We start from the raw sequence: 24,558 nt of genomic DNA on the forward strand, positions 1-24,558 counted from the left end.
AAATGCCACGCAGCCTCAAGAAGGGCCCGTTCGTCGACGACCACCTCCTCGCGAAGGTGGACGTGCAGAACGAAAAGGGCACGAAGCAGGTCATCAAGACCTGGTCGCGTCGCTCGACCATCATCCCCGATTTCATCGGACACACTTTCGCCGTCCACGACGGTCGCAAGCACGTTCCGGTGTTCATCTCGGACAACATGGTCGGCCACAAGCTCGGTGAGTTCGCGCCGACCAGGACGTTCAAGAGCCACGTCAAGGACGACCGGAAGAGCAAGCGGCGATGACTGAAACCATTCAGAACCCGACTGCACGCGCAACCGCCAAGCACGTTCGGGTCACCCCGATGAAGGCCCGTCGAGTCGTGGACCTGGTCCGCGGCAAGAGCGTCGAGGACGCGCTGGCGATCCTGCGGTTCGCACCGCAGGCTGCCAGCGAGCCCGTGGCCAAGGTCGTGGCTTCGGCCGCGGCGAACGCCGAGAACAACCTCGGCCTCAACCCGGCCACCCTGGTCATCTCGACTGCTTTTGTCGACGAGGGCGCCACCATGAAGCGTTTCCAGCCGCGGGCCCAGGGCCGTGCGTTCCGGATTCGCAAGCGCACCAGCCACATCACCATCGAGGTCGAGAGCGTGCCCACCACCGGCGCTGCCACTCGTAGCCGCCGGAAGGGAGGGGCAAAGTAAATGGGACAGAAAATTAACCCCCATGGCTTCCGCCTCGGTATCACCACCGACTGGAAGTCGCGTTGGTACGCGGACAAGCAGTACGCGGAATACGTGAAGGAAGACGTTCAGATCCGCAAGCTCCTCGCCACTGGCATGGAGCGGGCAGGCATCTCGAAGGTCGAGATCGAGCGCACCCGTGATCGCGTCCGTGTGGATATCCACACCGCGCGTCCCGGCATCGTGATCGGTCGTCGTGGCGCGGAAGCCGATCGCATCCGCGCCGAGCTGGAGAAGCTCACCAAGAAGCAGGTTCAGCTGAACATCCTCGAGGTCAAGAACCCCGAGTCGGATGCGCAGCTGGTTGCTCAGGGTGTTGCCGAGCAGCTGTCCAACCGTGTGGCGTTCCGTCGTGCGATGCGTAAGGCCATTCAGTCGGCCATGCGTTCGCCGAACGTCAAGGGCATCCGCGTGCAGTGCTCGGGCCGCCTCGGTGGCGCCGAAATGTCGCGCTCGGAGTTCTACCGTGAAGGTCGCGTTCCGCTGCACACGCTGCGTGCGGACATCGACTACGGCCTCTACGAGGCCAAGACCACCTTCGGTCGCATCGGTGTGAAGGTCTGGATCTACAAGGGTGACATCGTCGGTGGTCGTCGTGAACTGACCGCCGCCGCTGCTGCTCCGGAGCGCCCGCGTCGCGAGCGTCCGAGCCGCCCTCGTCGGTCCGGCGCCACTGGCACCACCGCGACCAGCACCGAGGTCGGTCGCGCCGCCACTGCAGTGGCGGAGGCTCCGGCAGAGAACAAGGAGGGCTGACGCATGCTGATGCCCCGTAGGGTCAAGCACCGCAAGCAGCACCACCCCGGTCGCTCCGGCATGGCCAAGGGCGGCACCGCGGTGGCCTTCGGTGAGTACGGCATCCAGGCTCTCGAGCCCGCCTACGTCACCAACCGTCAGATCGAGTCGGCGCGTATCGCAATGACCCGCCACATCAAGCGTGGCGGCAAGATCTGGATCAACATCTACCCCGACCGTCCGCTCACGAAGAAGCCGGCCGAAACCCGCATGGGTTCCGGTAAGGGTTCGCCGGAGTGGTGGGTCGCGAACGTGAAGCCCGGTCGGGTCATGTTCGAGATGTCTTACCCCAACGAGGAGACCGCTCGTGAGGCCCTGCGCCGCGCGATGCACAAGCTCCCCATGAAATGCAGGATCGTGACCAGGGAGGAGCAGTTCTGATGGCTACCGAAACACCGGCCGCAGAGCTCCGTGAGCTCAACGAAGAAGAGCTCGTGGCCAAACTGCGCGAAAGCAAGGAAGAGCTCTTCAACCTGCGTTTCCAGATGGCGACGGGTCAGCTCGACAACAACCGTCGACTGCGCGTCGTTCGTCACGAGATCGCGCGCATCTACACGGTCATGCGTGAGCGCGAGCTCGGGCTGGCCACGGCACCGGCTGGCAAGGGAGATGCGGCATGAGCGAGAACACCGAAGAGCGCAACAGCCGCAAGGTTCGTAGCGGCTACGTCGTCTCGGACAAGATGAACAAGACGATCGTCGTCGAGCTGGAAGACCGTCACCGGCACAAGCTCTACGGCAAGATCATTCGCACCACCTCCAAGGTGAAGGCGCATGACGAGAACGAGATCGCCCACGTCGGCGACCACGTTCAGCTGATGGAGACCCGTCCGCTGTCGGCCACCAAGCGCTGGCGTCTGGTCGAGGTCCTGGAGAAGGCCAAGTAAGGTCCCTCCTCGATCCATCGAGATCGTTGCTACGAAGGCCCGTTTCCCTGCTGGGAGGCGGGCCTTCGTCGTTGCCGGTGAAATTCGGTGGCGGTGCGGGATCGCGGCTGCCACGCTTTGTCGATGCGGGCCTATCGCGACGTGCTGTCGATCGGGGCGGTGCGCAACATCTTGTTGCTCGGTGTCTTGGTGCGGATTCCGCATTTCGCCGGGGCGGTCCTGCTCGCCCTCCATGTGGTCGAGACGCTGCACGGGTCGTGGTTGCAGGCGGGATCGCTGGCGATGGTGGTGACGGTCTGTGTCTCGGTGAGTGGGCCGTGGCGTGGGCAGATGCTCGACCGATACGGGTTGCGGGCCACCGTCGCTCCCGCGATCGTGCTCGGCGTCGTGTGCTGGTCGATCGCGCCCTTTGCCGGATATCTGCCGCTGTTGATCCTCGCGGGGGTGTCCGGGCTCTACGACGTGCCGGTGTTCAGTGTGGTGCGGCTGGCGATCATCGCCGCGACGACGGAACGGCAGCGTCAGCCCGCGCTGGCCCTGGAGTCGGTGTCGGTCGAGACGGCGTTCATGATCGGTCCGGTCCTCGGGGTGGCCGCCGCGGTGTACTGGTCGACGACCGCCGCGCTGTTCGGCGCGCAGATGTGCATGGTGTTCGCCGGTGTCGTGCTGTGGCTGTGGAACCCGTTGCTGCGCTCGGACTCCGGTGCGAGCGGAGTCGAGCGCGTTGCTCGTCGCGCCTGGTTCCGCGCCGATTTCGTCGCGCTGTGTGGTGTCGCCGCCGCGGCGATCTGCGTGCTGTCGGCCTCGGAGCTCACCTTCGTCTCGGCGGTGCGCGGCTTCGGCGCCCAGCAGTGGCTCGGGGTGATCCTGGCGGTGTGGGGGCTCGGCTCGTTGGTGGGCGGTCTGGTCTACGGTGCGCTGCGCCGTCCGATTCCCGCCGACAGATTGTTGATCGCGCTCGGCGTGGTGACGGTGCCCCTGGCGATCGCGACCGGACCGCTGACGCTCGGTATCACCGGATTCATCGCCGGTCTGCTGTGCGCGCCTGCGCTGACCGCGGCGATCGATCAGTTGAGCCGCATCGTTCCCGAGGGCGGTCGTGGAGAAGCGATCGGTTGGCACGGTGCGGCGATGACGCTTGGTGGTGCGTTCGGCAGCGTGCTCGGCGGGGCGATGATCGAGATCGGCGGTGCCAGAGTCGGTTTCGGGGTTGCCGGCCTGTTCGGTATCGCGGTGGGGGCGGGATTCGCCGTGTGGATCGGATGGCGGGGCGCTACGAAGGTTGTCGCGGGATCGGCAACGGTCGTGGATCCGACTGTGCGATAGCGGTATCCGTGGTCAGCCGGTGAAGGCGTAGGGCTGGCGGATCTTGTGGGCGAATTCGACGATGTTGGTGACAGTGCTGCTGGGGACGCCGACTTCGCTGCCGATGCTGCGGGCCGACCAGGATTGGTCGGTGAGCTCGAGGATCTCTTCGATCTGCTCGAGGGTCAGGCGCAGGGGGCTGCGGTGGGCGATCTGGCGTGCCAGGGCACGGACCTCGGTGTCTTCGTCGAAGTCGAAGTCGTCGGGGGACGGGAGGTCTTCGTCGTCTTCGTCGAGGGTGACGTCCACGTCGACCGGCTCGGGTGCGGCCGGGATGGGGTCGGGGGCAACGCGGACCGGCTCGGGGGTCGGGCTCGGTGCGGGTTTCGCCGCTGCCCGCTCGGTTGCCACAGGTTCGATCTGGGCGGGCTCTGTCGGCAGGACCGGCGGTTGCTCGGTGGGTTCGGCGGTGAGCGTCAGCTGCTCCGGCTCCGCGGCGGGAGGCTGTGGATCGTTGTGCACCGCTACCGGATCGGTGATCGGTGGAGTGTCGCCATCAGGGTCACGGGCGACGGTGCCGGCGTGCATCGTCGCCTCGGGAACCGGGTCGGTGCCGGTCGCTTCGCCCGCGGTGGACTGCGTGGCGGTGGTGACCGGTATTCGCCGCAAGGTCGAGGCGGCACCGTTGGTTCGGGTGGCGTGCTCGGTGCCGTTGCGGCGATGGTCGGCGGCCGCCTTGTGGATGAGTTCGAGAGTGCCGGGGGCGTTCGGCTTGTCGGTGGAGGGGCGGCGAAGTCCGTGCGGGTAGCTGCGCTCGGCCGCCGCCGCGGCGATTCGTTCGGCCTCGGCGACCAGCGGATCCACGGTCTGGGCGGGCTCCGAAGCGACCGGCTGGGCAGCTGTTTCGTGACGCACTGCGGTCGTTTCCGCGGGCGGGGCGACAGTCTCGCTATCCAATTCGGCTGCGGGGGAGACGGGTTCACCGATCTTGCCGTTGACAGGACCCGTGGCGGCCATCTGCTGCTCTGTCGATTCCGTAGCGGCTGACGAAGCGTGGAGCTGACCAGTCGCGTGTGGTGCGACGCCGTTCATCGGTGTGCGCCCGAGGGTCTCGATACCGTGAAGCGCACCTTCCGATGTCGGCGTCAGAGTCGGCGACATCATCCGCTCGGCGGGGGAGTAGCTCGTGTCCCCTGGCAATTCCACCGAGGCGCTCTCGATCAATATCGCGTACCGTGCCGACACCCAGGCGTGCAGCCAGATCACCACACCCACCATCACCGGGGCGATGGCGAATTCGGCTGCGCGACCGAAGGATCCGGAGGCCAGGTGGGGGCCCGCGTTGAGGGCGACGGTGGTGCCGAGCAGGGCGAGTTCGAACACGAGTACCTTGCCGCGTTCGAGTTCGCGGCCCCAGCGGGCGGCGGTGGTGGCGGCGATCATGATGACGATGATCGGGATCGAGATCATCGCCTCGATGCCGAAGCTGAGCCAGTAGAGCGGGTCGCTCATGTCACCGCTGGGCACGAGGTTGTGCTGCACGTTGACGCCCGCCCACACCATCCCGAGGATGACGACGGCGATCAGCGCGCGCGATGACCACTCCGCCCGCCGATACAGCTGCGCGAGCCGGGCATCGGCACTGGAGACCCGCCGTCGGGCGGCCAATGCCTTGCGATGCCAGCGCGCGTCGGCTTCGTCGGTGCGGCGGATGAGCGTGCCGGTGCGCCGGTCGCGCTGGTCGGCGGCGAGTTCGTCGACGATGGCGCGGCGCCGCTGTTTACGGCGCTGGGCCCGGATCCATTCGGCCAGCTCGCGTTCCGCGCGGATCTCGTCGTCGGAGAGGGCGTCGTAGAGGGCGGTGTCGTGTTGCAGGGGGAGCTTGTCGCGGGCCGTCGCGACCTGCTGGGCGAGCGCGGTGATCTCGGTGTTCGGCGCGATCGCGGCATTCTCGCTCAACCGATCGTCGGACATATCGCGCCTTCCGCCACTCGAACATATGGACTATCGAACATATGTGTGATTGCCAGAGAGCGTAAACGCCGACCGTGCCCCGGTCAACGACAACGGGTCGATTCCGCCGAATTCCCGGCAGCGACACGCCGGAATTCGGAATTCGGAATCGTCGCGGAGCAGCCGTTTTTCGGCGCGCCGGTTCAGCGCAGGGCGGTGTGCCAGACGAGGGCCGCCGCGAGCGCGCCCGCCCCGTTGAGCGACCAGTGCAGGGCGATCGGGGCGAGCAGACTGCCGCTGCGGCGGCGCAACCAGGTGAACACGACGCCGGCGGCGGCGGTTGCGGCGACGGCGAGGGCGATTCCGGCGAGCTGGCCGAGCAGGCCGCCACCGACGATGCCGGCCAGGCCCTTGTTACCGGAGGTCAGGCCGAACGAGGAGGCGATGTGCCAGAGGCCGAACATCAGCGATCCGGCCGCGAAGAGCCCACGGACGCCGAGGACCCGATCGAGGGTGCCGTGCAGTACGCCGCGGAAGGCGAGTTCTTCGGGAATCACCGTCTGCAACGGGATGACGATCATCGACGCGATCAGGGCGCCGGAAATCGTCGCGTACCGATCGGCGAGGAAGAACGGCCTGGTGAGCGGTAGGAGAGCGCCGATCGCGACCGCGGTCAGCACGATCCCGACCGCGCCGAGCGCGTACACCGTGCCGCGCTTCCAGTGCCTCGGTGAGAGTCCGAGTTCGGACCAGCCGAGTCCGCGTTTGCGCATCAGCGCCAAGAGCGCGAAGGCGGCGATGGGGACGATGACGATGTTGGCCCAGGCTGTCGTGAAATGCGCGATCAGATTGGTGCCTGCCAGCACGACGACAACCACCGCGATATCGATGTAGGCATGCAGCTTCGGCCGGGAATCGGCGATGGCGGGTACGGGCACCCGACCGAGTGTACGGAAATATCACGAAATGAAAACGGTCCGGTGAATGCGGGACAACCCACCGACCCCAGCGTTGAGCGGCCCGGAGTACGCCCACCAAGATCGAGCAGGATTCATCGCCGTGTGAGCTACTCGACAGCCGATCCGGACCATCCGGCCATATCGGTCCACGCCTGCAGTGTGCGCCGGGTCTCGAACCGCCGTGGCACCGCGCTGATCGGATCCGTGAATTCGAGCGAAGCCGCCAGCAATTGCAACGGCCGGGTGTAATCGTCGACCGATTTATCGGTGATCACCGGATAGAAATCGTCGCCGAGAATCGGCACGCCGAGCCCGTTCATATGCAGCCGCAGCTGATGGGTTCGCCCGGTGTGCGGGCGAAGGCGATAGCGCCCGAGGCCGTCGCGGTGCTCGACCAGCTCCACCTCGGTCTCTGCATTGGGCTCACCGTCCACCTCGAAAGCGGCGAGGACCTGCTTCTCTTTGATGATCCGGCTGCGCACGATCCGCGGCAGCTCGAGCGCGGGATCGTGGGGCGCGATGGCCTCGTACTCCTTGCGCACGGTCTTGCGGTGGAACATCGTCTGATAGGCCCCGCGGCGCGCCGGATTCACCACGAACAGCAGCAGGCCCGCGGTGACCCGGTCCAGTCGGTGCGCCGGGATCAGGTCGGGCAGTTCGAGCTCGTTGCGCAACCGCACAAGCGCGGTCTGCAAGATGTGCTGGCCACGCGGGATCGTCGCGAGGAAGTGCGGCTTGTCGATCACGAGGATGTCGTCGTCGCGGTGCACGATGCCGATCTCGAAGGGCACCTCGGTCTCGGTGGGCAGATCGCGGTGGAACCACACGGCACTGCCCGGCACGAACGGCGCGTCCGGTGCCAGCGGACCCGCCAGATCCACGATCTCGCCCGCCACCAGCATCGCGTCGATTCTGGCCGGATCCACCCGGGGCAACCGTTCGACGAGATGGTCGCGCACGGTCACCCACTGCCCGTCCTCCGGGAGCCGGAGTCGGGCGGGATCCAAGCCGTGCCGTTTCGGCAGCGGCGGCTGCTGCCTACGTCGCATAGGACCAAGTGTGGTCTGTCCGGTGATCGCGATCCGCCGTGGGGTTCAGGCGGCGCGCGTCGCGAGTCCCGGGTAGTCGACGATCAGACCCGCTTCGTCGTAGTCCAGGGTGGCCTGGAAGTCGAAGTCGGGAGCGGTGTAGTCGTAGCGCTGACCGCCCCCATCGGCGATTCGGCGATAGTGCTGCGGTAATCGGGCCGCCGTGAGGTCGGCGGCCCGCAGATAGACCGCTGGCGCGTCGGCGGCGTCACCGACAGCGAGCCCGAGGCGATGCACCGGCAAGGCATTGGTGAACGCCGACGCCTCGAGATCGATATCGAGACACCCGTCGAGTTCGGGCGCGGGCGCGCCGTCGACCTGCCAGCGCCCCGACCCGTCGGACTGCACGTTCACCGCTCGCCTGCCTTCGGGATATCGCCCGACGATCTGTGCCGACCGCGTATGCCAGCTCCCGTCGAGGCGCAGCCGATAGTCGATCGCCCAGACGATCCCGTCCTCGACCGCCGTCGCACACCCCTCGATGACAACTCCGCGCGCATCATCGTGGAAATACGTCACTTCGAATCCGGTGCGCGCGTCGCGATGTAACCAGGCAGCCGAAGGTGGCAGGGGAGTGAACATGAGAAACGCATTCCCCCGATTCCACTGACCAATCGCTAGCCCGCCCGCTGATCGAGCACCATCAGTTTCGCTTCGACGAGGACTTGGCGCGCACGCCGTCGGACCCGGCACAGGTCGACGCTGCATTCCAGATGTATCTGCATCGCCCGATGCGCTTGTTCAGGCGACAGCTTTCCAGGATCGGAATGGCAGTCGGCAATTGCTGAAATGATTGACGTGACAAACATTTTCGTTCTCCCACCGCTACACGAGATCAAGAGGTACGGAGGAAATTACGCCCGAAAAAGCGAATTGCCGACGGGTTGACTGGCAGTTCACGCAACCTTCCCCGGTCGGCCACAACCGCTCAACTTAGGCTAACCTACCTTTGGCGGAGTTGCCGCGGACAGGTCGAGAGGCGAGAACGATATGACGGTGCAGGTAGCGCCGCCGCCGGGGGCGGAGTCGGGGAACCGGCTGCCCAAGGCGGCAGCGAAAGCGCAGAAGCAGCGGGAAGCGCAGGCGCGCAAGGAGATTCTGGCACCGGTATCGGGCATGCTCACGGTGGCGAGCCTGATCGTGGCCGTGGCGTCGGTCTGCTCGGTGGTCCCGTTCCTGCTGATCGTGGCGGCCTGCCGTGAACTGCTGAACACCCCGGTCGACACCGACCGTGTGTGGTGGCTGTTCGGCGCGGCCGTGATCGTGCTCGTGGCGCGGGCGCTGCTGCAGGCCGTCGCGCTGACGTGGTCGCACGCGGTCGATGCCGGCTACCAGCTCACCCTGCGCCGACTGCTCGCGAGCAAGCTCACCCGGGTACCGCTCGGCTGGTTCGGCGAGCGCAGCTCCGGCGAGGTCAAGAACTACCTGCGCGACGACGTCGAGGCCCTGCACTACCTGGTCGCGCACGCGCGGCTCGAGTTCGTCGGCGCACTGGTGGTGCCGCTGGTGACCCTCGGCTACCTGTTCACCGTCGACTGGCGGCTCACCCTGGTGCTGCTGATTCCGCTGATCGCCTACTTCGTCCTGTTCGGCAAGATCATGGACCGCGACGGCCGCGACCGCCTCGCGGTCTACACCCGCTGGGAGCGCCGCACCGTCGAGGCGACCATCGAGTTCGTCGACGGCATCCAGGTGGTGCGGGCGTTCGGTCAGGCGGGCAAGGCGCACAAGGAGTTCCAGGACGCCGTCGACGGTCAGGTCAAGGCCGCGCATCGGATGAAGATGCCGATCATCCGCGTGCAGTCGGCCTCCGACATCGTGGTGATGCCGGTGTTCGTCATGCTGGTGGTGGTCCTCGGCGGGCTCGCCGGAGTCGGCCTCGGCTGGGTGGATCCGCTGGACATGTTGCCGTTCCTGCTGGTAGGGCTGGGTATCGGCAGTTCGCTGCTCGGCCTCGGCTACGGTTCGCAGGCCCTGCGCGCCGGTGGTGCCGCGGCGCTGCGTCTGCACGAACTGATGCAGACACCGGAACTGGAAACCGTCGCGACCGAAGCCACCGCCCAGACCGGGATCGTCCGCTTCGAAGGCGTGGAATTCGCCTACCGCACCGGCCATGACGTGCTGCGCGGCATCGACCTCGAACTGACTCCCGGCACGATCACCGCCCTGGTCGGCCCGAGTGGTTCCGGCAAGTCGACACTGGCGAAACTGCTGCCCCGCTTCTACGACGTCGGCGCGGGCCGAATCACCATCGACGGCCGCGATATTCGCGAGTTCACCAGCGAAGAGCTGTACCGCACCGTCGGATTCGTCTTCCAGGATGTCCGCCTGATCCGCGGTTCGATCCGCGAGAACCTCCTGCTGGCCAGTCCCGACGCCGATCAAGAAGCCATCGAGCGCGCCACCAGGGCCGCCCAGATCCACGATCGGATCCTGGCGCTGCCCCGCGGCTACGACTCCGAGATCGGTGTCGACGCCACTCTGTCCGGCGGTGAGGCACAGCGCCTTTCGATCGCCCGCGCCCTGCTGGCCGACACCCCGGTGCTCGTCCTCGACGAGGCCACCGCCTTCGCCGATCCCGAATCCGAGGCCGCGGTCCAGGACGCGCTGGCGGCCCTGGTCGCCGGACGCACAGTCCTGGTGATCGCGCACCGCCTGCACACCATCACCGGTGTGGACCGAATCCTGGTGCTGGACAACGGCGCCATCGTCGAACAGGGCACGCACCCCGAGTTGCGGGCCGCGAGCGGGCTGTACCAGCAGCTGTGGGAGATCAACGAAGCCGCGCTCGGCACGCTGGCCCTGGTGGAGGAAACACGATGATTCGCAAGGTTTTCCGCCTCGTCCCCGACGAGTTCGCCCCGCTGATCCCGCGCCTGCTCGCCGTTATCGTGCTCCAGGCGTTCTTCCAGGCGATCGCCTACCTGCTGCTGGTCCCCGTGCTGGAAGCGCTGTTCGGTGACAACCTGAACGGTGCCTGGCTGTGGGCGCTGGGGATGACCGCCGCCGTGGCCGGCGTGGTGGTGTTCGGTTTCGCGCAGGCCGTGATCGGTCTGCGCATCGGTCTCGGCATGCAGCGTGGTCTGCAGACCCGCCTCGGCGATCAGCTGAACGCGTTGCCGCTGGGCTGGTTCGAAGACCGCGACGCGGGCCCGCTCTCCCGCGTGATGGTCGAGCAGGTCCGCGAGATGCAGGGCCTGATCGCCTACCTGCTCGCCAAGGTGCTCACCGGCATCATCGTGCCGCTGGTCGTCGCGATCGGCATGCTGTTCATCGACTGGCGGATCGGGGTGGCGATGTTGCTCGCCGCGCCGGTGCTCTACCTGGTGAACAATCTCGCGAACCGCGCCTACACCGGCGCCGACGCGCGCCTGCACACCGCCGCGGCCGAAGCCGATTCGCGGGTAGTCGAATTCGCGCAGGCACAGCCGGTGCTGCGGGCCTTCGGTGCCGTCGGCGCCGGGAACAAGAAGCTGGATTCCGCACTGGTGCAGCAACGTTCGGCCGTGCTGAAGATGATGGTCGCGACGGTGCCCGGCCTGATCGTCTTCGCGCTGTTCGTCCAGGCCGTGTTCCTGGTGCTGGCCTACATCGCGGTCGTGCAGGTGACCGACGGTTCGGTCTCGGCCGCCGCCGCGATCGCGCTGATCGCGGTGAGCGCGCGCTTCATCGAACCGGTGAACCAGGCCGCCCAGCTGGGCACCGCCCTGCGCTCGGCCGCCGCGGCCGCGGATCGCATCACCGACCTGCTGGCCGAATCGCCCCTGCCGAGTCCCACCGAGCCGGTCACGCCCGGTGCGCCCGCGGTGGTCTTCGACGAGGTGAGCTTCGGTTACCGCGCCGACGAACCGGTCCTGTCCGACCTGACCTTCACGGTCCCGGCAGGCACCACCACCGCCATCGTCGGACCGAGCGGCTCCGGCAAGACCACCCTGCTCCGCCTCGCCGCCCGCTTCTACGACGTGGACTCCGGCGTGGTGTCGGTCGGCGAACACGATGTGCGTCAGCAGCCTTCGGACACCCTGCTCGACCAGCTCGCCCTGGTTTTCCAGAACGTATACCTGTTCAACCGCTCGGTCGCCGACAACATCCGCATCGGCAAACCCGACGCGGACGACGACGACCTGCGGCGCGCGGCCGAAGCCGCCAGGGTCGACGAGATCGTCGAGCGGCTGCCCGACGGTTTCGACACCACGGTCGGCGAAGGTGGCACCTCGCTGTCCGGCGGTGAGCGTCAACGGGTCTCGATCGCGCGCGCCCTGCTCAAGGACGCCCCGATCGTGCTGCTCGACGAGGCGACCAGCGCGCTCGACCCGCACAGCGAAGCCGTCGTGGTCCGTGGAATCCACGAACTCACCAGGGACAAAACGGTTCTCGTCGTCGCGCACCGTCTCTCGACGATCGCCCACGCCGACCAGATCCTGTTCCTGGACAAGGGCCGCATCTCCGAACGCGGTACGCACGCGGAGCTTCTCGCCCTGAACGGCCGCTACGCCGCCTTCTGGAACGAGCGCGAACGGGCAACGGGCTGGCGCCTGGAGCCCGTCCCCGCCTGACTACGGGAACCTTGGCGGTGTTGCGACACCGCCGAGGCGGCCGGGGAACAGCCACTGGCTGTGGGTTGACCGTGGTCATGTTCTGGCCGCCCGATTCTCGATCAGGGCTCGGCGACCAACCCCTGTTGTGAGTCGGAGACCAGGACCCTGTTGGCGAAGTTCGCCAGCTGCGTCCGCATCCTTTCGCGCGTCATGCGCTCTTGTCCGGCCAATTGCTCGACGAGGTCGGCGCGGGTGGCGGCGAGCATGGCGTGGGCGGTGAAGTCGCTGTCGGTCAGGCCGGGGATCTGCTCCAGTACGGCTTGGACCAAGCCGTGCCACCGTACGTAATGCTCGGCCTGATACGGGCTGCTGCTCCCGCTTTCCTCCAGGGCAAGCGCGAGGCGCCGGTTGTCGAGTTTGAAACACAAGACAGCGTCGAGCAGGGCGGGCACGCGCTGGTGCGGTGGGGTGGCGGGCCCCAAGGGTGGTGGTCCGGATTCGATGGCTTTCCTGATCGGTTCGAGTCGTGCCTCGTACAGCGCGCGGAGCAGCCCGGCACGGTCGCCGAAAGCCCGGAAGAGCGTGCCCTTGCCGACGCCCGCCGCTGCTGCGATGTCGGCCATGGTGATGTCGTCGGGGCTCTCGCCACGGGCGAAGAGAGTGTCGGCGGCCGCGAGGACGGCATTCCGGTTACGGGCGGCGTCCTTGCGGATCTTGTGCTCGGGCATGCGATTCCTCCATTTGCAAAACGGACCCCGGGTCCGTATTGTCAAAAGCGGACCTTAGGTCCGCATTCTATGCGATGGAAGGAGACCAAATGTCCGCACCGACTTCTCCGGCGGATCTCTACCGCCACAGCCTGAGGCTGCTACTGGACAAGAACATCGCCGGGTGGGTAAGCCTGTGGGCCGAGGGCGGCATCATGGAGTTCCCCTTCGCCGCACCGGGCTGGCCTGAGCGGCTGGAGGGCAAGGAGGCCATCGCGGCCTACATGCGCAACTACCCCGATCACATCGATGTGCACGACTTCCCTGACCTACGGATCCACCAGACCACCGATCCGGAGACCATCGTGGTCGAGATGCGCGGTGTCGGCCGTCTGGTGCAGACCGACGCTCCCTTCGACATGACCTACATCGCCGTCGTCACGGTTCAGGACGGGCGCATCACCTCCTACCGTGACTACTGGAACCCCCTCGCCGTCCTTGAACCCAGCACCGACTTCACCGGAAGCAGCCGATGACAACCACCGGCACCACTTTGGTCATCGGCGCCACCGGCACCACCGGCAGCCGCACCACAGCGCAGCTGACAGCCGCCGGTCATCGTGTCAAAGCGGCCAGCCGTCAAGCCACCGCGGTCCCCGGCGCTGAGCCGGTCCTCTTCGACTGGTACGACCCCGCTACCCACACTGCCGCCCTCGATGGCGTCGACCGCGTCTATCTCATACCGCCCGTGGGCGAGCCCGACCCGGCGGCAGTCATGCTGCCTTTCCTCCAGCAGGCCCGCACCGGCGGCGTGCACCGCGCGGTGCTGCTGAGTTCCTCGGCCATACCCAAGGGCGGCCCTGGAGTGGGAACGGTGCACCAGGCTCTGCCCGATCTGTTCGAACAGTGGGCGGTGCTGCGGCCCTCGTGGTTCATGCAGAACTTCACCGGCACACACGCCCACGCGCTCAGCATCCATGAAGACGGCATTATCTGGACCGCGACCGACAGCGGCCGGGTCGGCTTCGTCGACGCCGAGGACATCGCGGCCGTCGCCGCCCACGCCCTGACCAACTGGCAAGCCCCCAACACCGACCTCGTCCTCACCGGACCTGAGACCCTCAGCTACGACGACATCGCCTCGATCGTCACCGAGGTCACCGGTCGGCCCGTGACCCACCGCCGTTTGTCCTACGACCAGTTTCGCGAACGCCTCACGGCTCTGGTACCGGTGGAGTTCGCCGTGATGTTGGCCGGCATGGACCGTGCCATTGCCGAAGGGGCGGAGGACCGCGTCACCGACGATGTCCAGCGCCTCACCGGTCAGCCCGCGCGGGCCTTCCGAGCCCTCTGCGAAAGGGAAATGCGATGAAGCAGCTGATGTAGACGCTGGTGGCAGTCGATGATCGCCGGGTTCGCCGCCCGCGGCGTCTCCTTCCGTACATCTGATTGCAATTTCATCTGATGCAAGACTCCGATTGGTCCGCACACGGCAGCCCTGGCGATGGCGGTCGTACCGCTCAGGGGCGTATTACTGGTGGTAGGTCGAGAGGAATTCGCCGATCCGGCCGATGATCTGGTCGAGCTCATCGGCCTGCGGCAGGGTGACGATGCGGAAGTGGTCGGGCGAGGGCCAGTTGAAGCCGGTGCCCTGCACCACGTGAATCTTGGTCGCCAGCAAGAGATCCAGCACGAACTTCTCGTCGTTGTCGATCCCATAGGTCGCACGGTCGAGTTTGGGGAACGCGTACAGCGCGCCCTTGGGCTTCACGCACGACACACCCGGAATCGCGTTGAGGGCAGTCCAGGCGCGATCGCGCTGTTCGAGTAGTCGCCCACCGGGCAGGGTGAGTTCGTGAATGCTCTGGTGCCCGCCCAGCGCTGCCTGAACGGCTTGCTGCGCGGGCACATTCGCGCACAGCCGCAACCCGGACAGCATCGTCAGGCCTTCGAGGTAGCTCTCGGCATGACGGGTCGGCCCGGACACGGTGAGCCAGCCGGACCGGAAACCGGCGAGCCGGTAGGCCTTGGACAAACCGTTGAACGTCAGACACAGCAGGTCGGGTGCGAGCGAGGCGGTGACGGTGTGGGTGACGTCGTCGTAGAGGATCTTGTCGTAGATCTCGTCGGAGCACACGATCAGATTGTGCTGACGGGCCAGCTCGAGCATCTGCTCGAGCACCTCGGTCGGATACACCGCACCGGTCGGGTTGTTCGGGTTGATGATCACGATGGCCCGCGTGCGGTCGGTGATCTTGGCCGCGATATCGGCGATGTCGGGATACCAGTCGGCGCCCTCATCGCACAGGTAGTGCACCGCTTTGCCGCCGTTGAGATGCACCGCGGCGGTCCACAGCGGGAAGTCCGGTGCGGGGACGAGGACTTCGTCGCCGTTCTCGATCAGCGCGGTCATCGCCATCATGATGAGCTCGGAGGCGCCGTTGCCGAGGAAGACGTTCTCGATATCGAGGTCGTCCACCCCGCGGCCCTCGTAGTACTGCACCACCGCGCGCCGGGCGGGCAGCAATCCCTTCGAGGTCGCGTAGCCCGCCGACATCGGCAGGTTGGCGATGATGTCGCGCAGCAGCTCCGACGGTGCGTCGAACCCGAATTGCATCGGGTTACCGGTATTGAGCTTGACCACCCGGTGTCCCTCGACCTCCAGCCGAGCGGCGTGCTCGGCTATCGGGCCGCGGATTTCATAGGAAACGTTCGCGAGCTTGCTCGACTGTTTGAACTGCATGTCGGCTCCCCACCGTGATACGGACGGAGCTCGCCACAGTACTCGCCGGGATCCGGCACCCCTACCGCGGCAGTTCAGAAGCCGCGCAGTCGCTCCGGGGTGACGCGGATCGGCACCGAGTAGGCCTCGAAGAATTCCGATTCGGTCATCTTGATACTGACGAAGCCCTTGGTGTATTTGCGTACATAGTGGGCGATTTCGGCCTCGGTCGGTGCTTCGCCCACTCGGGCTGTGCCGGTGAAGACCGCCACCTCACCGCCGGAGTCGGTGCTGTTGAAGTTCAGCGACACCCGCGGATTCTCGGCGATATGCCGCAGTCTCTTCGCCTCTGGCATGGTGAAGATCAGGAACTCGTCGTTCTCCCAGTGGAACCACACCGGATTCGGCTGAGGCGTGGTGTTCGCGCCGACGGTAGTCAGCCAGATAACGGATTCCACGGCCAGCCGCTTGCCGACCTCTTCGCCGAAGGGGGTGGCGGCATCGAGAATGGACACGGTGTTCTCCTCGCAGGCAGGGGACAACTTCCGCCTCCACCCTTACCGAAATCCAGCCGCGCCGCTACCCGCCTCGCGGCCTACCACGGAACCGGTCCGTGTGGCCCCCGGATTCATCCGGGGGAACTGTTACTTCCAGTAGGCCTGCGCCTTGATCGAGGTCTTGGGCAGGGCGTGCTGGGTCTTGAGGGTCTTCACGATCGAGCGGGTGGTGTGCCCGTCGCAGGTGACCCAGCCATAAGTCCCTGGAACGCAGGTGATCTCCTGTGCGGCCTCGCGCAGCAGGCGGCCGTCGTCGACGCGCTGGAGCCAGGTGAGGGTGTGGTGGGGCTTGTTGCTGACCGGGATGGCCTGGTCGGACTCGTACTGCCATTCCAGCCAGACGCGCGCGGGGGTGTCGCCGATGGCGTCGAGCAACGAGTTGATGGCGGGCAGCGAGGCGGTGTCGCCGAAGATCACGTACTCGCTGGGTGTCTGCTCGGGGAGCTGGAAGTCCGAACCGAGCACGGTGGCGTCGAGCAGGTCGCCCGGCTTCGCGCGGCGGGCCCAGTCGGCCGCCGGACCGTTGTGCAGGGCGAAGTCGATGCTCATCGTGTCTGCGTCGGGGTTCTGGTCGACCAGTGTGTAGCCGCGGTGGTGCAGCTTGTCGCTGGTCGCGTCGGGAATCCACAGGCGGATCCACTGGGTCGGATGCACCGGGTGGTCGGCGAGCAGGCCGCCCGCGGTGAAGCCGATGCGGATGAACTTGTCGGTGATCTGCTCGTTGGACGTCACCGTCAGCTGGTAGTCGGCGCCGCCCCAGGCCTTGGTTATCAGACCATTCAATCCCTTACCCATGTCGTTAGGTTAGCCTAACGACACTTGTTTGTCCGCCCCGGTGGTTTAATAAGGTAAGCCTATGCAAATATAGGTTGTGCGTAAGAGAGCGGAGAACGAACCGGTGGAAACCCTCCTGGTAGTCGGTGCGGGGCCGAAAGCCCTTGCGGTGGCGACTAAATCGCACGTTCTGCGCTCGCTCGGGATGCCCGCTCCGCGCGTTGTCGTGGTCGAGGCGCATGCGGTCGGCGGTAACTGGCTACCCACCGGCGGCTGGACCGACGGGCAGCACCGTCTCGGCACCAGCCCGGAGAAGGACGTCGGTTTCCCGTACCACTCCACCTGGGCGCGCGGCCGTAACCGCGACATCGACCATGCGATGGCCGCTTTCAGCTGGACCACGTTCCTGATCGAACACGGCACCTACGCCGAGTGGATCGACCGCGGCAGGCCGAGCCCGCAGCACCATGTGTGGGCCAAGTACTTACAGTGGGTGGCGAAGTCCATCGACCTCGAGCTGGTGCTCGGGCGCGTGGAGCGAATCAGTCACGGCGATGGTGAGCAGTGGCAGGTCGACGTGGTCGACGCCGACGGCGCCCGCAGCGAGCTGACCGCCGACGGCCTGATGATCACCGGCCCCGGCCGCAGCAGCCGCGCGCTCCTCGATCATCCACGCGTGCTCAGCATCGCCGAATTCTGGGACCGGGCGGGCAAACGCACGCTGCCCGCCGCCTCGCGCGCCGCGGTGATCGGTGGCGGCGAGACCGGCGGCTCGGCGCTGGACGAGCTGGTTCGCCACGAGATGCTCACCATCTCGGTGATCTCCCCGCTGGCCACCCTCTACACCCGCGGCGAGAGCTTCTTCGAGAACTCGCTGTTCAGCGATCCCGTGAAGTGGGCGGCGCTGAGTATTCAGGAACGCCGCGACGTGATCCGGCGCACCGACCGCGGGGTGTTCTCGGTGCGCGTGCAGGAAAGCCTGCTGGGCGACAACCGCGTTCACCACTTGCAGGGCCGGGTCACCAAGGTCGCGCCGCAGGGTGAATCGCTGGCGTTGACGCTGAGCAACGAGTTGCGGGCCGATCAGGTGCACAACTTCGATCTGGTGGTGGATGCCACCGGTGGTCAGCCGCTGTGGTTCCTCGAGATGTTCGATCAGCGGACCGCGGATCTGCTCGAACTCGCCGTCGGCGGAGCGTTGACGCAGTCGCGGATCGAATCGTCGATCGGCTACGACCTGGCCGTCACCGGGCTCGGCGGGAAGCTCTATCTCCCGAACATGGCCGCGATGGCGCAGGGACCGGGATTCCCGAATCTCAGTTGCCTCGGCGAACTCTCGGACCGGGTGCTACAGACGGTGCCCGCTCGGGCACGGGCCACCGCTGTCGCTCGCTGAGCTCGCACGAAAGAGCCCCTTCCAGTCGAGAACTCGACGGGAAGGGGCTCTTTTGCTCAGATTCTTGTGCTCAGCGCGGCGCGACCACATCGTCCGGAGTGCGTGGAACGTAATGCAAGGCGATCCGCCGATCGGGGCGGACATCGATCTCGCCGATCAGCTGGAACCCGGCCTTGGCCAGACTGCGCCCGATCGCCACGTTGCGGTGGTCGGGATCGCCGAGAACGCGTCGGCAATCGGGATCGGCCGCGAAGACGGCGGTGGTCATGGTGGAGATCCAGGCCGACATGATGCCCTTGCCGATCACCGCGGTGTCGGCGGTGGCGATGTGGAAGCCGATATCGCCGGGGTCGCTGTCGTAGAAACGGCCGACCTCATCCTTGGCGGCGCGATAGAACTCCAGGTACGCGATATCGCGGACACCGTGTTCGGGCTCGCCGAGCACGGCGAAGTCCAGGCTGAGAATGCAAGGGCGGGAATAGGTTCCGGCCAGCTGAACGCGGAAGTTCTCGCGGCGGCGCTCGGCGTCCCAGTCCTGTTCCCACGATTCGAGCAGGTGCGGGCGGGCCATCCATTCGGCGAGCAGTTCGGGGTCGGTGCCGTCGGGATCGGCCAGGCGCAAGCTGAACGGTGCCGCGAAGACGGGCAGCACGGGCGCGGGCGTGGCGGCCACCTCGGCGGGCAGATCGGTCTGCTCGCGGGGTAGCGCGGTGGGGGTCCCGGCGGGGTTCATCTTGCTCGTGCTCCGTTTCAATCGTAACCTTGGTCACCTCGATTGGTAAGGCTAGCCTATACTAATGGCTGGGTGTTACTGTTGCCCGACCGATCGCCCGGTAATAGCCGGGCCGTCTCCGATTCGGGTCGGATTCGGGTACAACAGGATTCGCCCCGGTCCCGGACGACTGCGCCGGGCGGGCCCGTGCGTGAGCGCGGCGTTGGATAGTGCGAAACGGCCGCGTAGCTTTGCGCGGCCGGTGAGGGAGAGCGACATGGCAAGAGAACTCGGCTGGATCAGGCAATTTCAGGCCCCCAGGACCGATTCCCTACCGCCGCTGATCGTCTTCCCGCACGCGGGTGCCGGCGCCTCGGCCTACCGGGTATTCGCCAAGCGTATGGCCGCCGATTTCGACACCGTGATCGTGCAATACCCCGGCCGTCAGGACCGTGCGCGCGAAGCCGCCGCACAGACCCTGCCCGAGCTGGCCGCCGGTGCCTTCGAAGCCTTCCGCGACTCCGCGCACAACACCGGCGCACCGCTGACCGTCTTCGGCCACAGCATGGGCTCCATCGTCGCGTTCGAGTTCATCCGTTTGGCGGAGGCCGCGGGGTTGTCCGTGCGTTTGCTGGTGGTCTCCGCGGCCGCCGCACCGCACCGAATCGCCGAGCTCCCTGGCCATCCCACCGAGGATGACGAATTGCTCGACCACATGGCCGCGCTCAACGGCACCGGCGCCGACGTGATGGCCAGCCGTGAAGTGATGCGGATGGCGCTGCCGGTGCTGAAGGCCGACTACCGCGCCTTCGACGCCTATTCCTGCGGCCCCGACGTGGCTGTCGCGACGCCCGTGCTGGTGCTCGGTGGTGACGACGACCCGTTCGTCGGCCCGCGCGATCTCTACGGCTGGGAGCAGAACACCACCGCCGAGATCGAGGTCAACCTGTTCGCGGGCGGCCACTTCTACATCGACGAGAACATCGACGGCATCGCCGAGGCGCTCGTCGGCCAGGCGCTCGCGCGATGAACTCTGATCCCATCGTGATCGTCGGGATGGGTGTAGAAGCCCCCGGCGGCATCGACAACCTGCCCGATTTCTGGTCTGCCCTCGCGTCCGGACGTGAGCTGATCGGCCCCTTCCCGCGCGACCGTGACTGGCCGCTCGACGAACTGTTCGCCCTCGGCAGGCTGGAGGGCTGGGCGCCGGTCCGCGACGCGGGCGGCTTCCTCGACGGCGCGACCGAGTTCGACGCGCAGTTCTTCGGCATCACCCCGCGCGAAGCGGTGGCCATGGATCCGCAGCAGCGGGTGGCCATGCGGGTGGCCTGGCGTGCGCTCGAGCACGCGGGCATCAATCCCGGTGCGCTGGACGGTGATTCGGCCGGTGTGTGGATGGGTGTCTCCACGGTCGAGTACGGGCCGCGGGTGGGTTCGGTGAACGAGTACAGCGGCTATCGCGCGACCGGCACCGCGCTCGGTGCGGTGGCCGGGCGGATCTCGCACGGGCTCGGCCTGATCGGTCCCTCGATCAGCGTGGATACCGCGTGCGCGTCGTCGCTGACCGCCGTGCATCAGGCGGCCTCGGCGATCCGCGCGGGCGAGTGCAACTGGGCGCTCGCGGGCGGGGTGTGCGTGATGGGTTCGCCCGGCGCGTTCTACGAGTTCTCCAAGAACAACGCCCTCGCCACCGACGGCCACTGCCGTTCCTACGCCGCCGACCCGACCGGGACGCTGTGGGCCGAAGGCGCGGGAGTCATTGTGCTGGAACGGGAATCACGGGCGAAGGCCCTGGGCCACCGGATCTATGGTCAGCTGCTCGGTTCGCGGGTCAACCACAACGGCGCGGGCGCGCCGATCGCGGTACCCAGCGCGAGCGCTCAGCAGCGCCTGATCGAGGACACCGTCGCCGCGGCCGGGGTCAGCGCCGACGACATCGGCCTGATCGAAGGTCACGGCACCGGCACCGCCGTCGGCGATCCACTCGAATTGACCGCGCTGGCAGCGACATACGGCAATCCTGACCGCGTCGACGCCCCGCTGCTGGGTTCGGTGAAGTCCAACACCGGGCACGCCCAGGCGGCTTCGGGGATGCTCGGGCTGATCAAGGTGGTGCTGTGCGGCGCGCACGGCACCATCGCACCGAGCCTGTGGGCCGACGCGCCCACCACCGATATCGACTGGGAAGCAACCAGTTTGCGGCTCGCCGCCGAACTCACCGACTGGGCGCCACGCGCGGACGGCCTGCGCTACGCCGCGGTGTCCTCGTTCGGTGTCGCGGGAACCAATGCGCACGCCATCGTCGGCCTGCCGGTGCTGGAGGAGACCAACCATGGCTGAGTACCGCTTGCCGGACGGCCGCGTTCCCGTCCTGCTGTCCTCCGACAGTGTCGATGGACTGCGCGCCGAGGCCGCCGCCGTGCGTGATTACCTCGTCGAGCATCCAGAGGTCACCGCGGAACGCCTGGCGGACATGCTGTTCCGCACGCGTGTGCCGCGCCGTCGTCGTGTGCTGGTGCTGGCGACAGCGCGGGCCGACCTGTTGGCCGCGCTCGACGCGATCGTTTCCGATACCGACCACCCCTCGGTGGTCCGTGGCGACACCGCCGCGAGCGCCCGCAAGATCGGCTTCGTCTTCCCTGGTCAGGGCAGCCAGCGGCCCGGCATGGGCGCGGTGTTCTACGAGCTGTCGGCCGCCTACCGCGCCGTCGTCGACGAGTGTGCCGCCATCCATGCCGAACGCTTCGGGCATTCCCAGCCGCTGCACTACCTGCTCGGCCACGAGGGGCAGTACGAGGACACGGTGTGGGAAGTGCAGCCCGCGTTGATGTTCCACATGACGGGCCTGGCCGCGCTGTGGCGAGCGGCGGGTGTCGACCCGCACGCGACCGTCGGCCACAGCCAGGGCGAGCTCGCCGCGGGCGCGGTCTCCGGTGTGATGACGCTGCGCGATTCGGTGCTCGCGGTGACCCATCGCGCCCTGCTCGCGGACCGGCTGTCCCCGCGCGGCTATTCGATGGCGGTCTTCGGGATGGACCGCGAAAGTGTGGAAGCGCTGATGGCGCGGCACTCGGGGTGGGCCGAACTCGCGGTCGTCAACTCGCCGCACATCATCGCCATCTCCGGTGAACGCGGCGCCGTTGTCGATCTGGTGGCCGCGGCCACCGCGCGCGGCCAGTTCGCGCGGGAGATCCGGGTCGCCTTCCCGGCACACACCTCCATCGTCGCCGAGGTACGGACCGAGTTCGAAGGCTTCCTCGGTGACGAGATGAGCGCACCGAACTTCACCGCCTCCGAGATCCCTTGCTACGGAGCGACTCTCGGCGAGATGATCACGCCCGACCTCAAGCAGGAGGAGTACTGGTACTGGAACCTGCGCAACCGCGTCCGGTTCGACCGGGCCGTGGTGAGCGCGGGCAGTGACGGTGTCGACCTGCTGATCGAGGTCGCCGAACACCCCGTGCTGCAACTGGCCATCCAGGAGAACCTCGGCCTTGTCCCGAACCGGCCCGGCCTGCCCGCCCGCGATTTCCGTGTCCTCGGCACCTCGCTGCGGACCGCGGACGGCCTGTCCGAGTTCACCCGCAGTCTCGCCCAGGTCGCGGTCCTCGACATCGACTACCGCTGGGACGCGCTGCGCGTCGACGACACCGTCGCGCTCCCGCTGCGCGATTTCCCGCACACCGTCACCAGCCCCAAGCGTCTCTGGGCCCCGCTCGGCACCAACGAGACTCCCGCCGAACTCGTGGTCACCACGCCGAAACCCCAACGGCTGGTGGAACAGTGGACGCCGCTGCAACGCCGCGCGCTGACCGCACCGCGCAACCTGCTCATCGTCGATCACACCGGCGAATGCTCCGAGCTGGCCGCCGCGTTGCTCACCGCGGCGGACCGGCACGGCGCCGAGGCCCGCGTCGCCGGTGCCGGTGGGCACGACGAACTCCCGGCCGATGCCGTGATCGTGCTGCTGCCGGCGAGCCACTCCGACAACAGCGCCGGTGCTGTCGACGCGCTGGTCGAGTTCTATGCCGAACGCGCATGGGCGCCTGCGCTGGCCGCGCTGCGACCGGGCGGCGAGTGCTGGCTGCTCACCGCCGGCGGCGAGACCGTGCACGACGGTGACCCGATTCCCGGGCTGTTCCAGTCGGGCGTCAGCGCCGGATTCCGCAGTGTCGGAATCGAACACCCGGGCATCCACTTCCGCCATCTCGATCTCGCCGCGAACGAATCCGCTCCCGCGCAGGCCGCCAAGATCGTCGGTGCGGTGCACTCCAGCGGCGAGGCCGAGCTGGCGCTGCGGGCGGGCAAGCTGTTCGTGAAGCGGCTGGTCGTCGATACGACCAGCGAAACCGGTTCGCTGGGAACAGAGCTCGATCATGTGGTGATCGTCGGCGGTACCGGTCAGCTGGGTCTGCGCTTCGCCGATCACTTGGCGCGCACGGGCGCGGGCCGGATCACGCTGCTGAGCCGCAGTGGCGAAACCGATGCGCTGGCACCGGAACTGGCCCGGCTGCGCGGTATCGGTGCGACCGAGATCGTGGTCCGGTCCTGCGATGTCAGCGACGTCGACGCCGCGGCGGCCTTCGGTGCCGAGATCGCTGATCGCCCCGTGGATCTGGTGATTCACGCCGCGGTCAACTACGTGGACGCCGAACTCGCGCAGATCACCGAGGACGCCGTGCGCACCGCCGCCGCGGCGAAGCTGCGCGGCCTGGACAACCTGATCGACGCGGTCCCGCTGACCGTGGACTGCCGGGTCCTGCTGTGCTCGTCGATGGCGGCGACGCTGGGCGGACGCGGGCAGGTCCTGTACGCGATGACCAACCGCATGCTCGACGTGGCGGCCCGCAGGCTCCGCGCCCGTGGCATCGCCGCCGCGAGCCTGCAGTGGGGTCTGTGGAGTGTGGCCGGTCCGCTCGACGATGCCGGGTTCGCCCGGGTCGAAGAGGCCGGTGTGTTCCCGATGGTGCCCGCCGACGCGATCGAGGCCGGGCTCGCCACACCGGTTCGCGACGGCATGATCATCGCCGCCGACTGGGACTTCCTGCGCGAGGTGCTCGGAGCGTTCGGCCAGGCCAGCGTGCTCACCGGGCTCGAATCCGCCACGCCCGCACCACAGGTGACACAGGCGCCCGCCGACGTGGTGAGTGTGGTTCCGGCCGCCGCTCAAGCGCCAGTCGTATCCACCGACAGCTTCCCGCTCGACCTGCGCATGCGCACCGAGCTGCTCAAGGTGATCGGCGGCGACAGCGCCGAATCCATCGACGCCACCATGCCGTTGGTCGCGCTCGGCCTCGATTCCTTGCAGGCCTTGGACTTCCGCAAGCGCGTGAAGGCGGAGCTGGATCGCGATCTGCCGGTCGCGGCGATTCTCGGCGGCGCATCGCTCGACGATGTCGTGCTGCTCATGGCACAGAACACCAACCAGGGCTGAGGGGCCGAAGA

The 24,558-nt window shown here is 67.2% G+C and carries 25 protein-coding genes; 15 read left to right on the forward strand and 10 right to left on the reverse strand.

Going from position 1 to position 24,558, the window contains the following annotated elements; genetic code table 11:
• Nucleotides 1–2: 2 nt before the first annotated feature.
• The 7 genes from rpsS (at nt 3) to ACFWPK_RS15280 (ending at nt 3,728) form a co-directional block, all read left to right on the forward strand.
• The gene (gene rpsS / locus ACFWPK_RS15250) at nt 3–284 is read left to right on the forward strand and encodes a 30S ribosomal protein S19 (RefSeq protein ID WP_056818481.1); all 282 of its coding nucleotides are present in this window, start codon (nt 3–5) and stop codon (nt 282–284) included.
• Nucleotides 281–682 carry a 50S ribosomal protein L22 gene (gene rplV, locus ACFWPK_RS15255; protein ID WP_067448312.1) on the forward strand — a complete coding sequence of 134 codons (402 nt, stop codon included), beginning with the start codon at nt 281–283 and terminating at the stop codon, nt 680–682. The genes rpsS and rplV overlap by 4 nt, the downstream gene beginning before the upstream one ends.
• The gene (gene rpsC, locus ACFWPK_RS15260) at nt 683–1,477 is read left to right on the forward strand and encodes a 30S ribosomal protein S3 (protein WP_266296840.1); all 795 of its coding nucleotides are present in this window, start codon (nt 683–685) and stop codon (nt 1,475–1,477) included. It abuts the gene before it with no gap.
• Nucleotides 1,478–1,480: 3 nt separating this feature from the next.
• Nucleotides 1,481–1,897 carry a 50S ribosomal protein L16 gene (rplP, locus tag ACFWPK_RS15265; RefSeq protein WP_056818475.1) on the forward strand — a complete coding sequence of 139 codons (417 nt, stop codon included), beginning with the start codon at nt 1,481–1,483 and terminating at the stop codon, nt 1,895–1,897.
• Nucleotides 1,897–2,136, forward strand: coding sequence for a 50S ribosomal protein L29 (gene rpmC / locus ACFWPK_RS15270; RefSeq protein ID WP_378598401.1), 240 nt, complete (start codon nt 1,897–1,899; stop codon nt 2,134–2,136). Before rplP ends, rpmC begins: the two co-directional genes overlap by 1 nt.
• The gene (rpsQ, locus tag ACFWPK_RS15275; protein WP_056818470.1) at nt 2,133–2,402 is read left to right on the forward strand and encodes a 30S ribosomal protein S17; all 270 of its coding nucleotides are present in this window, start codon (nt 2,133–2,135) and stop codon (nt 2,400–2,402) included. Before rpmC ends, rpsQ begins: the two co-directional genes overlap by 4 nt.
• Before the next feature lie 123 nt (nt 2,403–2,525).
• Nucleotides 2,526–3,728: an MFS transporter gene (locus ACFWPK_RS15280; protein ID WP_378915819.1), complete on the forward strand. Its 1,203-nt coding sequence runs from the start codon at nt 2,526–2,528 to the stop codon at nt 3,726–3,728.
• Between the two features lie 12 nt (nt 3,729–3,740).
• Here the strand turns inward: ACFWPK_RS15280 and ACFWPK_RS15285 are convergent, their stop codons facing one another.
• The 5 genes from ACFWPK_RS15285 to ACFWPK_RS15305 all read right to left on the reverse strand — a co-directional run bounded on the left by ACFWPK_RS15285 (nt 3,741) and on the right by ACFWPK_RS15305 (nt 8,516).
• Complete coding sequence (locus tag ACFWPK_RS15285; protein WP_378915821.1) at nt 3,741–5,681, reverse strand: hypothetical protein; 1,941 nt, start codon at nt 5,679–5,681, stop codon at nt 3,741–3,743.
• 182 nt (nt 5,682–5,863) lie between these two features.
• Nucleotides 5,864–6,598: a type II CAAX prenyl endopeptidase Rce1 family protein gene (locus ACFWPK_RS15290; protein ID WP_378915823.1), complete on the reverse strand. Its 735-nt coding sequence runs from the start codon at nt 6,596–6,598 to the stop codon at nt 5,864–5,866.
• Between the two features lie 128 nt (nt 6,599–6,726).
• Complete coding sequence (locus ACFWPK_RS15295; RefSeq protein ID WP_378915826.1) at nt 6,727–7,668, reverse strand: RluA family pseudouridine synthase; 942 nt, start codon at nt 7,666–7,668, stop codon at nt 6,727–6,729.
• Between the two features lie 45 nt (nt 7,669–7,713).
• A complete protein-coding gene (locus ACFWPK_RS15300; RefSeq protein ID WP_378915828.1) occupies nt 7,714–8,289 on the reverse strand; it encodes a putative glycolipid-binding domain-containing protein in 576 nt (191 codons plus the stop codon).
• A 35-nt stretch (nt 8,290–8,324) separates the two neighbouring features.
• A complete protein-coding gene (locus ACFWPK_RS15305; protein WP_056818457.1) occupies nt 8,325–8,516 on the reverse strand; it encodes a hypothetical protein in 192 nt (63 codons plus the stop codon).
• 181 nt (nt 8,517–8,697) lie between these two features.
• On the opposite strand from ACFWPK_RS15305, the gene ACFWPK_RS15310 reads away from it, so the two are divergent.
• Both ACFWPK_RS15310 and ACFWPK_RS15315 read left to right on the forward strand, forming a co-directional pair.
• Complete coding sequence (locus ACFWPK_RS15310) at nt 8,698–10,530, forward strand: ABC transporter ATP-binding protein (RefSeq protein ID WP_378915830.1); 1,833 nt, start codon at nt 8,698–8,700, stop codon at nt 10,528–10,530.
• Nucleotides 10,527–12,263, forward strand: coding sequence for an ABC transporter ATP-binding protein (locus ACFWPK_RS15315; RefSeq protein ID WP_378915833.1), 1,737 nt, complete (start codon nt 10,527–10,529; stop codon nt 12,261–12,263). The genes ACFWPK_RS15310 and ACFWPK_RS15315 overlap by 4 nt, the downstream gene beginning before the upstream one ends.
• A gap of 101 nt (nt 12,264–12,364) precedes the next feature.
• On the opposite strand, the gene ACFWPK_RS15320 is transcribed toward ACFWPK_RS15315, so the two are convergent.
• Nucleotides 12,365–12,973 carry a TetR/AcrR family transcriptional regulator gene (locus ACFWPK_RS15320; protein WP_378915835.1) on the reverse strand — a complete coding sequence of 203 codons (609 nt, stop codon included), beginning with the start codon at nt 12,971–12,973 and terminating at the stop codon, nt 12,365–12,367.
• Nucleotides 12,974–13,062: 89 nt separating this feature from the next.
• Here ACFWPK_RS15320 and ACFWPK_RS15325 point away from each other — a divergent pair, with 89 nt between their 5' ends.
• A complete protein-coding gene (locus ACFWPK_RS15325) occupies nt 13,063–13,488 on the forward strand; it encodes a nuclear transport factor 2 family protein (RefSeq protein ID WP_378915836.1) in 426 nt (141 codons plus the stop codon).
• Nucleotides 13,485–14,324: an NmrA family NAD(P)-binding protein gene (locus tag ACFWPK_RS15330; RefSeq protein ID WP_378915838.1), complete on the forward strand. Its 840-nt coding sequence runs from the start codon at nt 13,485–13,487 to the stop codon at nt 14,322–14,324. The genes ACFWPK_RS15325 and ACFWPK_RS15330 overlap by 4 nt, the downstream gene beginning before the upstream one ends.
• 159 nt (nt 14,325–14,483) lie before the next feature.
• On the opposite strand, the gene ACFWPK_RS15335 is transcribed toward ACFWPK_RS15330, so the two are convergent.
• The 3 genes from ACFWPK_RS15335 to ACFWPK_RS15345 form a co-directional block, all read right to left on the reverse strand.
• On the reverse strand, nt 14,484–15,695 hold the full coding sequence (locus tag ACFWPK_RS15335) for a pyridoxal phosphate-dependent aminotransferase (protein ID WP_378915841.1): 1,212 nt from the start codon (nt 15,693–15,695) through the stop codon (nt 14,484–14,486).
• Nucleotides 15,696–15,769: 74 nt separating this feature from the next.
• Entirely contained in the window at nt 15,770–16,189 is a 420-nt protein-coding gene (locus tag ACFWPK_RS15340; protein WP_378915844.1) for a TIGR03667 family PPOX class F420-dependent oxidoreductase, read from the reverse strand.
• Between the two features lie 129 nt (nt 16,190–16,318).
• Entirely contained in the window at nt 16,319–17,026 is a 708-nt protein-coding gene (locus tag ACFWPK_RS15345) for a siderophore-interacting protein (RefSeq protein WP_378915846.1), read from the reverse strand.
• Between the two features lie 103 nt (nt 17,027–17,129).
• Here ACFWPK_RS15345 and ACFWPK_RS15350 point away from each other — a divergent pair, with 103 nt between their 5' ends.
• Nucleotides 17,130–18,401: a SidA/IucD/PvdA family monooxygenase gene (locus ACFWPK_RS15350; RefSeq protein WP_378915847.1), complete on the forward strand. Its 1,272-nt coding sequence runs from the start codon at nt 17,130–17,132 to the stop codon at nt 18,399–18,401.
• A 70-nt stretch (nt 18,402–18,471) separates the two neighbouring features.
• Here ACFWPK_RS15350 and ACFWPK_RS15355 read toward each other — a convergent pair whose 3' ends face one another.
• Entirely contained in the window at nt 18,472–19,134 is a 663-nt protein-coding gene (locus ACFWPK_RS15355) for a GNAT family N-acetyltransferase (RefSeq protein ID WP_378915912.1), read from the reverse strand.
• 256 nt (nt 19,135–19,390) lie between these two features.
• On the opposite strand from ACFWPK_RS15355, the gene ACFWPK_RS15360 reads away from it, so the two are divergent.
• From ACFWPK_RS15360 to nbtC, 3 genes are read left to right on the forward strand one after another with little or no spacing between them, the layout of a single operon-like run.
• Nucleotides 19,391–20,143 (forward strand): thioesterase II family protein, encoded by a 753-nt coding sequence (locus tag ACFWPK_RS15360; protein ID WP_378915849.1) that lies wholly within the window; start codon nt 19,391–19,393, stop codon nt 20,141–20,143.
• Nucleotides 20,140–21,453, forward strand: a complete 1,314-nt coding sequence (locus ACFWPK_RS15365) for a polyketide synthase (RefSeq protein ID WP_378915851.1) — start codon at nt 20,140–20,142, stop codon at nt 21,451–21,453. Before ACFWPK_RS15360 ends, ACFWPK_RS15365 begins: the two co-directional genes overlap by 4 nt.
• The gene (gene nbtC, locus ACFWPK_RS15370) at nt 21,446–24,547 is read left to right on the forward strand and encodes a nocobactin polyketide synthase NbtC (protein WP_378915854.1); all 3,102 of its coding nucleotides are present in this window, start codon (nt 21,446–21,448) and stop codon (nt 24,545–24,547) included. Before ACFWPK_RS15365 ends, nbtC begins: the two co-directional genes overlap by 8 nt.
• Nucleotides 24,548–24,558 lie beyond the last annotated feature (11 nt).

Origin of the sequence: Nocardia sp. NPDC058519 (assembly GCF_042719755.1) — a bacterium.
GTDB lineage: Bacteria > Actinomycetota > Actinomycetes > Mycobacteriales > Mycobacteriaceae > Nocardia.